The following is an 11,549-nucleotide window of genomic DNA, read 5'->3' as shown; positions in this document are numbered from 1 at the left end:
CAGTGAATGATGTTCATTGTATCAACATATAATTTTGCAACGTATGATAATACATCATCATAAACTGACATAACTTTCTTGAAGTCTAAAACTTCATCAGTCATTGGTTTTAATCCCTTAATTACAGTTTTACCTGACTTTTCGTCAACTCCACCGTTTATAGCATATAATAATGCTTTAGCTAAGTTTGTTCTAGCTCCGAAGAACTGCATTTGCTTACCAACCTTCATAGCTGATACACAACAAGCTATAGCATAGTCATCACCATATACTGGTCTCATAACTTCATCATTTTCGTATTGGATAGCATCAGTCTTTATTGACATATCAGCACAATACTTCTTGAAGTTTGATGGTAAAGCTGGTGACCATAAAACTGTCATATTTGGTTCTGGTGCTGGATCTAAGTTAGTTAATGTGTGTAAGTATCTAAATGAGTTTTTAGTTACTAAAGCCTTCCCATTAACTCCCATACCACCAATTGATTCTGTTACCCAAGTAGGATCTCCTGCGAATAAATCATTGTATTCTGGAGTTCTTAAATGTCTAACTAATCTTAATTTTATAATTAATTGGTCTATTAATTCTTGAGCTTGCTCTTCATTAATTAAACCTGATTCTATATCTCTTTCTATATATACGTCAAGGAATGTTGAAGTTCTTCCGATTGACATTGCAGCACCATTGTTTTCTTTGATAGCTGCTAAGTATCCAAAGTATAAAGCTTGGATAGCTTCTTGAGCTGTTCCAGCTGGCTTAGAAATATCACAACCATATTTAGCTGCCATTGATTTAATTTCAGCTAAAGCTCTGATTTGCATATTTACTTCTTCTCTTTGTCTTACTAATTCATCTAACATATCTCCTTGAAGATTGTCTAGATCTTTCATTTTTTCTTCCATTAAGAAGTCAATTCCGTATAAAGCAACTCTTCTATAGTCCCCTATTATTCTTCCTCTACCGTAAGCATCTGGAAGACCTGTTAATAAACCTGCACTTCTTGCAGCTCTAATTTCCTTAGTATATGCATCGAATACACCTTGGTTATGAGTCTTTCTGTATCTTGGAAAATGATTTTCGATATCCTTATCTAATTCATATCCATATGCTTCACATGAAGTTTGAACCATTCTCATTCCCCCAAATGGATTAACGATTCTTTTTAGTGGAGCATCTGTTTGTAAACCAACGATTACTTCATTGTCTTGATCAATATAACCAGCATCAAAATTATCTATACCTGAAACTCTGTCAGTAGCTATATCTATAATACCTTTTTTTATTTCTTCAATAATTAAAGCTCTCGCCTTGTCCCAAACCTTTGAAGTCTTTTCTGATATTGGAGCTAAGAAGCTTGAATCACCTTCATATAATTTGTAATTTTTTTGTATAAAGTTTCTTACATCAATACTTTCTTTCCAGCTTTCGCCTTTAAAACCTTCCCATTGTGGAAACATTTTCCATTCCTCCCCTGTGTCATTTTTTTAACAATTTAATTATACACCTTATTTTCCAATTTGTTAATAGCTACTTTACTTAAATAAACGTTTTCTTATAAAAAACTTATTAATTTTTCATTATTTTTCCATTATTAATTGTTTTAGCTATTTTTTTCTCCATAGTATAACTTCTATTTGACACCAAGTTCAGATGATATTATGCTAGCTATTTCTTCACCAGCTATTTTTTTGATAATATTTAAACAACCTTTTATAGCTCCCACTTTATTTGCAGATATAATTAACTTACCATTATCAGTAAAATCTTTTTCTACTAAATTAATATCCTTTGTAGATGAATAAGCTTCTTCATTTACATTTTTAACTATTGGTACTAATATTCCATCTAACATTCTACATCTATTAAGGAAGTACATTCCTTCTGATAAGGATAAAAGATAATCACTATCATTATAGTTTGCTAAAAGATATCTAATTATAAACTTATCTTTTACAGCCATTTCTGCACCTTTTCCACCAGGAATTATTATAATATCTGGTTTATCCGCTTCATCTTCAAAAGTCTTTAACGCAGTTACTTTTATTCCATTTTGTAAAGTAACCTCTTCCCCATATCCAACTCCATTAACTTCAAAAATACCATCATTTAATAATTCATTTGCTCTTTCAAATATTTCAAAGGCAATAGAATAATCATTAATGTTCATTTCATTATATGCTAATACTTTTATTTTTCTTTTCTTTTGATCTTTTATACTAAAGAACTTGTCCTTATTTATCTTGTAAGTTACTTGATTTCTAAAATTACCTATATTCTCAAAGCCTACTTTCTTAAATAAATTTTCTGCCGGCTCTGTTTTAATTGTATCTATAATAGTTTCTCCACCAAACTCTAAGAAATAATATTCTAAAAGAAGTTTTATTGCTTCTTCAGCATAACCTTTATTTCTATATCTATGATGAATTTTTATATTTGCTCTTGCAACCTTTGTTGCTGAATCATATCCGTGAAAACTTACTTCTCCAATAGCCTTATCTCTAACCGTATATATTATGCAATAAAAGTTTTTTCCATCTGTTGGTGAAACCATTTTTTTATAAAACATTTCCCATCTTTCCTCTGGAAAAAGATATGCTCCTCCAATATCAGCCATAGTTTCTTCATCGCCCCAAAGCTTTGCAACAAACTCTAACTCATTAAATTCTGGTTGCTTTATATAAACTTTTTTCCCATTTCTTCTATACAAATTAATTTTTCCGTTCATTACATCACCCTCAAGCCATAATTTATAAACTTATAATAATGAATAAATAATTCATTATTTTTATTTATTTCCATCTTTTAATATCTCATATAATTTATATTTTTTCAAGACATACTAACTGCCACAATTCCTTTTTATAATTTTTTTCATTTTATTATTTATACTAATTCTACTTATTACGAGTTTATTTGACGAATTATTGTATTTCTAAGCTTTATGAATATCAGATAAAAAACTAATTTTAATATCAATTCCTATTTTTCTTAGTTATACTAAACTTCAAATGTTGTTTAATTAAACTTAAGGTTACATAAAGTTGCTGTACTCTTGTTATACTCCCATTCTATTACAATTTATTTATAAAAGTTTTTTTCAATTTATTATTGATTTTTTTCTAAAATATCTATATAATATCATTGTTTGTTTAGTAATCTTAAACATAAGGTTTAGTATAAGCAATTATTTTAATAAGTTAGAAGGTGAAATTTTGCAAATAGGCGAAAAAATTCGTAGACTACGAATAGAAAAACAATTAACACAGGAAGAACTTGCTAATAGATGTGAATTATCAAAGGGATTTATTTCTCAAGTGGAAAATGAATTAACATCCCCCTCTATTGCAACTTTGATAGATATATTAGAAATTCTAGGAACAAATCTAACAGAATTTTTTAGTGATGATAGTGAAGAAAGAGTTACATATACATATGAAGATATGTTTGAAACAGAAAACGAAGAATTAAAGTATAGCCTTATGTGGCTTATACCAAATGCACAAAAGAATGAAATGGAACCTATTATGATAACTTTAGAAGCTGGTGGGCAATATATAGAAGAAGAACCTCATGAAGGTGAAGAATTCGGTTATGTATTATCTGGAACTATAACCCTTCATTTAGGTGATAAAAAATATAAGGTAAAAAAAGGTGAAAGCTTTTATTATAAACCAAAAGTAAACCACTATATTTCAAACCCTGGTAAAACTGCAGCTAAAGTAATATGGATTAGTACTCCACCATCATTTTAATTTATAAAGAGAGGTGTTTATTTTGAAAGGAAACATTATTGAAATAAAAAGTATATCAAAAAAATATGAGGATAACACTGTATTAGATTCTCTTACATTAAATATTAAGAAAAATGAATTCTTAACATTATTAGGCCCAAGTGGATGTGGTAAAACTACTACACTAAAAATTATAGCTGGTTTTGAACAATCAGATAATGGACAGGTTATTTTTAATGGTGAAGATATATCAACTCTTCCTCCATTTAAAAGACAAGTAAACACCGTATTCCAAAAATATGCCCTATTTCCTCATATGAATGTTTATGAAAACATAGCTTTTGGACTTACAATAAAAAAAGTAGATAAAAAAACTATAGATATTAAAGTAAAGGAAATGCTAAGACTAGTAGCATTAGACGGATTTGAAAAAAGAAATATAGATTCACTAAGTGGTGGTCAACAACAAAGAGTTGCTATTGCAAGAGCTCTTATTAATGAACCTGAAGTACTTTTACTTGATGAACCTCTCGGTGCATTAGACTTAAAACTTAGAAAAGAAATGCAAATTGAACTTAAGAGAATTCAACAAAGATTAGGAATTACATTTATATTTGTTACTCATGATCAAGAAGAAGCTTTAACAATGTCTGATACTATAGTTGTTATGAATAAAGGAAAAATTCAACAAATGGGTTCACCTGAAGATATATATAACGAACCTTCAAATGCATTTGTTGCTAACTTTATAGGAGAAAGTAATATACTAGATGGAATTATGCATGATGATTTTAAAGTTGAATTTAGTGGAGTTAATTTTGAATGCGTAGATAAAGGCTTCTCTAAAAACGAAGTCATTGATGTAGTAATAAGACCTGAAGATATAAAACTAGTTCCTGCTGAAAAGGGAATGTTAAAGGGAAAAGTTAAATCTGTGATTTTCAAAGGAGTTCATTACGAAATAGAAGTTGAAGAAGGAAATAATACTTGGATAGTTCATAATACAAAAAGTACTGAAGTTGATTCAGTTGTTGGATTAGAGATTTATCCAGAAGATATTCATATAATGAGAAAGGTATCTGAATAATGAAAGTTTTAAAAAATAAGAATAATTCATTAATAGCTTCTCCTTTTATAATTTGGAGTGCATTGTTTATTATAATTCCTTTATTTATAGTATTATTTTTTGGATTCACAGTTAAATCACCAGAAGGAAATTATGTTTTTTCCCTTGAAAACTTTACTAGATTACTTCAACCTCAATATATTAAGGTTTTTACTAGAAGTATTTCTTTAGCATTATTTTCTACTATTGGATGCTTAATCCTAGGTTACCCAGTGGCATATATAATATCAAAAATGTCACCTGGTAAAAGAAATATTTTAATTATGCTATTTATAGTTCCAATGTGGATGAACTTCCTTCTTAGAACTTATGCATGGCTTCCTATATTAGGTAAAAACGGATTTATTAATAATTTATTATCCACTATAGGTTTAGGTCCTATTAATATACTTTATACAGACTTTGCCGTTATATTAGGTATGATATATAACTTCTTACCTTTTATGGTACTTCCTATATATACTGTATTAACTAAAATGGATCAAAACTTAATTGATGCTGCTTCTGATTTAGGAGCTAATAGAAGACAAATATTTAGAAAGATAATATTACCTTTAAGCATGCCTGGAGTTATATCAGGTATAACTATGGTATTTATGCCTGCTGTATCAACCTTTGTAATTTCAAGATTACTAGGTGGAGGTCAATATATGCTTATAGGTAACTTAATAGAACAACAATTTACTACTATGGGAGATTGGAACTTTGGTTCTTCAATTTCAATATTTATGATGATTATAATATTAATCTCTATGGCACTTATGAATAAATTTGATGGCGGAGACAAGGAAGGAGGAAGTCAATTATGGTAAAAAGACTTGAAAACTTTTTTTCTAAGTTTTATTTATTAATAATATTTATTTTTCTTTATGCACCAATTTTTACTTTAATTATTTTCTCTTTTAATGATTCAAAGTCAATGGGTAATTGGTCTGGATTTACTTTAAAATGGTATAAGCAATTATTACAAAACGAAAGAATTATGCAAGCATTATTTTATACTATTGTAATAGCTATAATAGCTTCAATTGTTGCTACAATAATAGGTACATTAGCTGCAATTGGTATAGATAAGATGACTGGTAAGAAGAAAACCTTCCTATTAAACGTTAACTACTTACCAGTATTAAATCCTGATATTGTAACAGGTATTGCTCTTATGAGTTTATTTATATTCTTAAGACCTATAACAAAGTTAGATTTTGGTTTTACTACAATGCTTTTAGCTCATATAACATTTTGTATTCCTTATGTTATCTTAGCAGTTTTACCAAAATTAAAGCAATTACCTGATAATATAGTTGATGCTGCTTTAGATTTAGGTGCAACTCCTTCATATGCTTTAAGAAAAATAGTATTACCACAAATTAAACCTGGTATTTTTGCAGGTATGCTAATGGCATTTACTATGTCAGTAGATGATTTCGTAATAAGCTTTTTCACAACTGGCCCTGGAGTTACAAATTTATCTATTGAAATATTCTCAATGGCTAGAAGAGGAATTAAGCCTGAAATTAATGCACTTTCAACTTTAATGTTCCTAAGTGTTTTAATACTTTTATTAATTGCAAATAGAAAAGAATTTACATCAAGAGGTGGTAAGATTGAAAAAGCTTAAAAAATTACTTTCACTAATTGTAGCAACTACAATGGTTGGATCATTACTTGTAGGTTGTACAGGAAAATCTTCTAACAAGGGTGTAAACGGAACTATTAATGTATTCAATGTAGGTGACTATATAAATACTGATTTAATTTCTAAATTTGAAGAAGAAACAGGAATAAAGGTTATATATGATACCTACGATACAAATGAAATAATGTACCAAAAAGTAAAAAACAGCCCTGGTACTTATGATTTAGTTTTCCCATCAGATTATATGGTTGAAAAAATGATTAAGGAAGATATGGCTGAAAAAATAGATTTTAATAATATTCCAAACTACGTAAATATTGGTGAGGATTATAAAAACTTATCTTACGATCCAAATGATGAATACTCTATTCCTTATATGTGGGGTACAATAGGTATTATTTATGATGCTGATAAGGTTTCTGAAGAAATTGATAGCTGGGATGCATTATGGGATCCTAAATATAAAGGTGAGATTTTAATGTTTGACTCTATAAGAGATACCCTTGCTATTGCTCTTATTAAGCTTGGATATTCAATTAATTCAACTAATAAAGAAGAAATTGATAAAGCTAGTGAAGAGCTTATTAAGCAAAAACCTATAGTTCAAGCTTATGTAGTTGATGAAGTTAAAGATAAAATAGTAAATGGTGAAGCTGCTCTTGCTACTGTTTGGTCTGGAGATGCTGTATATATAATGGAAGAAGCTCCTGACCTTAATCTTGAATACGTAGTTCCTAAGGAAGGTTCAAATAAGTGGTTTGACTCAATGGTTATTCCTAAGGATGCTCCAAACAAAGCTGGTGCAGAAGCTTTCATAAACTTTTTATTAGATGCTGAAAATGCTAAAGAAAATGTAGAATATATAGGATATGCTACACCAAATGTAGCTGCATATGAGCTTTTAGATGAAGAAACTCAAAATGATGAAACAGTTTATCCTGATGAAGAAACCCTTGATAAATGTAGTATATTTATTGACTTAGGCGATAAGCTTAAGATTTATGATGATGCTTGGTTAAAAGTTAAAATAGAATAAAAAAACAACCTGTAATTTGCTAGCAAACTACAGGTTGTTTTTTATTTAAACCATAATTTAATTTCTCTTAAAGCACTTTCCTTAGAATCAGAAGCATGAACTGAATTTTCTCTATTACTATCAGCAAACATTTTTCTTATTGTTCCTTCTGCTGCCTTTGCTGGATCTGTTGCTCCATTTATCTTTCTAATCTTTTCTATTGCTCCTTCTCCTTCTAATACCATTGCACACAAAGGTCCACTTGTAATAAATTCTATTAAAGGCTTATAAAAATCCTTTCCTTTATGCTCAGCATAATGCTTGCTTGCAAGCTTTTCACTTATATGCTCCATTTTTAGCTCTATAACCTTTAATCCATTTTCCTCATAACAAGATATTATCTTTCCACTAAGATTTTTTTTAACAGCATCAGGTTTAATTAATACTAAGCTTTTTTCACTCATAAACAGTCTCTCCTTTATACTTAAAATTGTGACTCTAGAAATACTATATTTAATTTTTCTGACAATTATGTATATAATATTATTGATTTTATGATATATTATAAATATGTTGTATTTAAAAATTAAAAGCGTATAAATGTAACAATTATACGTAAAACTATTTTAATAATGCTTTGGAGGTAAATATGGTACGTTATTTAGTAGTTGCCGATGGTAGAGTTCAAGGTGTTGGCTTTAGATTTTTCTGTCAAATGAATGCTACTTCCTTAGGTTTAACAGGATATGCATATAATATGGATAATGGAATGGTTGAGCTTCAAGTTCAAGGTGAAAGTGAAGCATTTAATAAGTTCATATCAATAATAAAAAAAGGAAATATGTTTATTAGAGTAGATGATATATCCTTAAAGAAACTTCCTGTTAATCTTGATGAAAAGAAATTTGTAATAAAATAGCTGATATATAAAAATATATATCAGCTATTTTTTTATCTATATTTAATTTAATCTTTACGCAGTTAAATTGTTAACTTTATAATCTTTAAAGAAATCTTCTGTTTCTTGAATTACTACTTTTCTAAGTCCTAAAAGTCCTACTAGATTCGGAAATGCCATAAGCCCATTTACTATATCAGCTATAATAAATATCATTTCTAATGGTAAAAATGGTCCTACTGCAACAAAGATTATAAATATCATTTTATATGGTTTTATCCCCTTTACTCCTACTAAGAATTCAATGCATCTTTCTCCATAATAATTCCAACCTAATATTGTTGTAAATGCAAAGAACATAAGTCCAATATTAACTATATATTTACCTATTACAGCAATAGGTAATCCCGCTTCAAAAGCCGCTGTAGTTAGTGCTGCCCCTTCTAGATTACCACTAAACACTCCTGTTATAACAATAACTAAACCTGTCATAGTACAAATTATTATTGTATCTATAAATGTACCTGTCATAGATATTAATCCTTGCTTAACAGGTGATTTAGTTTTTGCAGCTGCAGCTGCTATAGGAGCACTTCCTAATCCAGCCTCATTTGAAAATACACCTCTTCCTATACCTCTTTGCATTGCAATTGAAACTGTTATACCAACAGCACCACCTAAAGCTGCTTTTGGATTAAATGCACTTTGTATAATTAAGCTTATAGCTGCTGGGATAGCTGAGAAGTTTGTTATAAGTACTATTAATACACCTACTATATATAAAGCTGCCATAATTGGCACTATTTTTTCTGATACTTTAGAAATTCTTTTTATACCACCTAATGTAACTAATGCAACTAATACTGTAACTACAACAGCAGTTATTATTAATGGCATATTAAAAGTTATTTTAGCTGCATCTGCTATTGATTTAACTTGACCAAAGGTACCAATTCCAAGTAATGCAACTCCAACTCCAAAAATAGCAAATAATTTTGCTAGCCAATTTAAACCAAGTCCGTTTTTAATATAGTACATTGGTCCTCCCGCCATTTCACCATTTTCATCTACTTCTCTATATTTTATAGCAAGAACACCTTCTGCATACTTAGTTGCCATACCAAAAAATGCTGCAATCCACATCCAAAATAAAGCTCCTGGACCTCCTGCTTTAATAGCTGTTGCTACACCTACTATGTTTCCTGTTCCTATAGTTGCTGATAATGCTGTGCATAATGCTCCAAAACTTGAAACATCACCTTTTGCATCTTCATCATAATTTTCTTCATCTTTTCCAAATACGTATTTTAATGCTAGTGGTAATTTAAAGATTTGTAATAATTTTAGCTTGTATGTTAAATATACACCTGTTCCTACTAATAAAATTAGTAAAGGTGGTCCCCATACAATATTGTTAATTGATTCTAGAAATGTTGATAATTGATTCATAAAAAAATCCCCCTTAAATTTCAATTTACGGAGGAGAATAGATAGACAAAAGGATATGACTATCCCTTGTCAATCATATCCCCTGTCCTTTTACCTGAGAGTTTCAGTAAAATACTATAAAGTACTTTACCTTGCTCCTTCGGTGCTCTTTTTCTGAGTCTCTCCAGAGGCTCGTCCAGTAACGGTCCTAATACCTGAAAGATTTGCTTCTTCGGTGGATTATTTAAAATCGCTCTCCCGCTACCTTCATCCGAACATATTAAGTTATATTTTTTATTATATACGTTATTTTCCAAAATGCAACCATTTTTTTAAATTATCTTTTTACTGGGATATGCCTTTATAAAGATATTATATTCCTTAATTTTCTAATAAAACTTAATATATAAATGCATAAATATATAAATTATGTTTCATCAAGATTCCACTTTAATATATATGACTGTAATATTCTATATTAATTTAATAAAGTATTAAAAAGTGGCTTTTTATATTTCACTTTTTATATTTTTATGCAATAATTCTTGCTTTTTTGATTAATTTTATTATAGTATATATATAATAAATTCATTACCAAGGAGAAAAAATAATGACTACTCATTTAAATAAAGAAAACTTAAAGAAATTATATGGAAAAATAAGTCCATTTGAATTTAAAGATAAATTAATAGCTTTAGCTAAATTAAATACCGGAGCCTTTAATGGTTCTATATTAGATGCAGGTCGTGGAAACCCTAACTGGACTGCTGCAACGCCAAGACAAGCCTTCTTTACCTTTGGCCAATTTGCCGTTGAAGAAACTAAGAGAACACTCTGTATAAATGACTTAGCTGGAATGGTAGAAAAAGAAGGAATTTCTGAAAGATTAAAAGCCTTCATAGAAAATAACTCTAATGCTCCAGGAATTGATTTAATAAATAACCTTTTAAACTATGGTATAAATAATCTAGATTTTAATTCTGACGATTTCATATTTGAGTTAGCTGATGGAATAATAGGAGATAATTATCCATTCCCAGATAGAATGCTTTCTCATATTGAAAAAATTGCTAACAAATACTTAATGAAGGAATTATGTAATAATAAAGAAATAAATGGTGGTTTTGACGTCTTTGGTGTTGAAGGCGGAACAGCTGCAATGTGTTATATTTTTGATTCATTAGCTGCAAATAATTTATTAAATAAGGAAGATAAAATAGCTTTAATGACTCCAATTTTTACTCCTTATTTAGAAATTCCACATTTACCAAACTATAATTTCGAAGTAGTCCATATACATGCAAACGAAGTTGACGATAACGGTAACCCTACATATCAATATCCAAAGGAAGAGCTTGAAAAGTTAAAGGATACGTCTATTAAAGCTTTGTTTATAGTTAATCCAAATAACCCAGCTTCAATAGCCTTAGATTCTGATTGTAAAAATAATTTAGTTAATATAGTAGAAAATCATAATCCTAATCTTATGATTATTACAGATGATGTTTATTGTACATTCGTTAATAATTTTTCATCTATAATTGCTGATTTACCTTATAATACATTAGGGGTTTACTCTCTTTCAAAATACTTTGGAGTAACAGGTTGGAGATTAGGAACTATTATGCTTCATGAAAAAAATATATTTAATAAGCTCATAGCAGATTTACCAAAGGATAAAAAGGATATAGTAAATGATAGATATAAGCATATGG

11 protein-coding genes and 2 riboswitches are annotated in these 11,549 nt (G+C 29.1%); of the genes, 7 read left to right on the top strand and 4 right to left on the bottom strand.

All coding sequences use genetic code 11. The annotated features are described in order from the left end of the window. Together ACRDBA_RS11040 and ACRDBA_RS11035 are read right to left on the bottom strand one after the other, a co-directional pair. Positions 1-1,457: pyruvate formate lyase family protein (locus ACRDBA_RS11040; protein WP_438572968.1), on the bottom strand; the 1,457-nt coding region annotated here is incomplete at its 3' end. A 173-nt stretch (positions 1,458-1,630) separates the two neighbouring features. Continuing rightward, entirely contained in the window at positions 1,631-2,725 is a 1,095-nt protein-coding gene (locus ACRDBA_RS11035) for a GNAT family N-acetyltransferase (RefSeq protein ID WP_438572967.1), read from the bottom strand. Between the two features lie 487 nt (positions 2,726-3,212). On the opposite strand from ACRDBA_RS11035, the gene ACRDBA_RS11030 reads away from it, so the two are divergent. Genes ACRDBA_RS11030 through ACRDBA_RS11010 form a run of 5 tightly spaced genes read left to right on the top strand, consistent with a single transcriptional unit; the run spans position 3,213 to position 7,529 of the window. After that, positions 3,213-3,752, top strand: a complete 540-nt coding sequence (locus tag ACRDBA_RS11030) for a helix-turn-helix domain-containing protein (protein WP_438572966.1) — start codon at positions 3,213-3,215, stop codon at positions 3,750-3,752. 22 nt (positions 3,753-3,774) lie between these two features. Next, entirely contained in the window at positions 3,775-4,818 is a 1,044-nt protein-coding gene (gene potA, locus ACRDBA_RS11025; protein ID WP_438572965.1) for a spermidine/putrescine ABC transporter ATP-binding protein, read from the top strand. Then, a complete protein-coding gene (locus ACRDBA_RS11020; RefSeq protein ID WP_438572964.1) occupies positions 4,818-5,669 on the top strand; it encodes an ABC transporter permease in 852 nt (283 codons plus the stop codon). Before potA ends, ACRDBA_RS11020 begins: the two co-directional genes overlap by 1 nt. Next, positions 5,663-6,475, top strand: a complete 813-nt coding sequence (locus ACRDBA_RS11015; protein WP_438572963.1) for an ABC transporter permease — start codon at positions 5,663-5,665, stop codon at positions 6,473-6,475. The genes ACRDBA_RS11020 and ACRDBA_RS11015 overlap by 7 nt, the downstream gene beginning before the upstream one ends. Beyond that, the gene (locus tag ACRDBA_RS11010; RefSeq protein WP_438572962.1) at positions 6,462-7,529 is read left to right on the top strand and encodes an ABC transporter substrate-binding protein; all 1,068 of its coding nucleotides are present in this window, start codon (positions 6,462-6,464) and stop codon (positions 7,527-7,529) included. The genes ACRDBA_RS11015 and ACRDBA_RS11010 overlap by 14 nt, the downstream gene beginning before the upstream one ends. Before the next feature lie 41 nt (positions 7,530-7,570). Here ACRDBA_RS11010 and ndk read toward each other — a convergent pair whose 3' ends face one another. Continuing rightward, positions 7,571-7,972: a nucleoside-diphosphate kinase gene (gene ndk / locus ACRDBA_RS11005; protein ID WP_438572961.1), complete on the bottom strand. Its 402-nt coding sequence runs from the start codon at positions 7,970-7,972 to the stop codon at positions 7,571-7,573. 185 nt (positions 7,973-8,157) lie between these two features. Here ndk and ACRDBA_RS11000 point away from each other — a divergent pair, with 185 nt between their 5' ends. Continuing rightward, positions 8,158-8,427 (top strand): acylphosphatase, encoded by a 270-nt coding sequence (locus ACRDBA_RS11000; protein WP_438572960.1) that lies wholly within the window; start codon positions 8,158-8,160, stop codon positions 8,425-8,427. A 54-nt stretch (positions 8,428-8,481) separates the two neighbouring features. On the opposite strand, the gene ACRDBA_RS10995 is transcribed toward ACRDBA_RS11000, so the two are convergent. Continuing rightward, complete coding sequence (locus ACRDBA_RS10995) at positions 8,482-9,855, bottom strand: alanine/glycine:cation symporter family protein (protein WP_438572959.1); 1,374 nt, start codon at positions 9,853-9,855, stop codon at positions 8,482-8,484. A 79-nt stretch (positions 9,856-9,934) separates the two neighbouring features. Next, positions 9,935-10,025, bottom strand: a riboswitch (glycine riboswitch). A 2-nt stretch (positions 10,026-10,027) separates the two neighbouring features. Further along, positions 10,028-10,105, bottom strand: a riboswitch (glycine riboswitch). A gap of 336 nt (positions 10,106-10,441) precedes the next feature. On the opposite strand from ACRDBA_RS10995, the gene aspD reads away from it, so the two are divergent. Next, a partial coding sequence (gene aspD / locus ACRDBA_RS10990; RefSeq protein ID WP_438572969.1) for an aspartate 4-decarboxylase occupies positions 10,442-11,549 on the top strand: 1,108 nt, incomplete at its 3' end.

Source organism: Clostridium sp., assembly GCF_051654825.1.
In the GTDB taxonomy this organism is placed as follows: domain Bacteria; phylum Bacillota; class Clostridia; order Clostridiales; family Clostridiaceae; genus Clostridium.
The sequence above is the reverse complement of the archived record's forward strand: the minus strand, read 5'-3'. Positions and strand labels throughout refer to the sequence as shown.